1 protein-coding gene is annotated in these 570 nt (G+C 51.6%); it reads right to left on the bottom strand.

The window, feature by feature from the left end:
- Positions 1–570, bottom strand: a 570-nt coding sequence (glpX, locus tag KIV40_RS34795) for a class II fructose-bisphosphatase (RefSeq protein WP_285354021.1), incomplete at both ends; no start/stop codon positions are given.

The following is a 570-nucleotide window of genomic DNA, read 5'->3' on the forward strand; positions in this document are numbered from 1 at the left end:
ACCGATGCAGTACATCACGTCCACTTCGCTGTCAGGCATACAAGTTAGAATAGAAGCGGCGACATCACCGTCTGGCACAGCAAACACACGCACGCCCATCACCTGCATTTCTGCGATCACTTGGTCGTGACGAGGTTTAGCTAGCGTGGTTACCACAAGCGTATCTAGTGATTTGCCCAGCGCTTTAGCGATGTTCTCTAGGTTCTCTTTGAGTGGCTTTTCTAAGTCAATAGCACCTTTAGCGCCAGGGCCTACCACTAACTTTTCCATGTACATGTCAGGCGCTTTTAGGAAGCTGCCTTTTTCGCCGGCTGCCAGTACAGCCAGTGCGTTTGACTGGCCCATCGCCGTCATACGAGTCCCTTCGATTGGGTCAACAGCGATATCAACAGCATCGCCACCAACACCCACATTCTCACCAATGTACAGCATAGGTGCATCATCGATTTCGCCTTCACCGATCACGATTTCACCGCTGATTTCGGTTTTGTTCAGTAGGCTACGCATGACTTCTACTGCGGCACCATCGGCAGCGTTTTTGTCGCCACGGCCAAGCCATTTATACCCTGC

The sequence above is a fragment of the Vibrio sp. D173a genome, assembly GCF_030248475.1.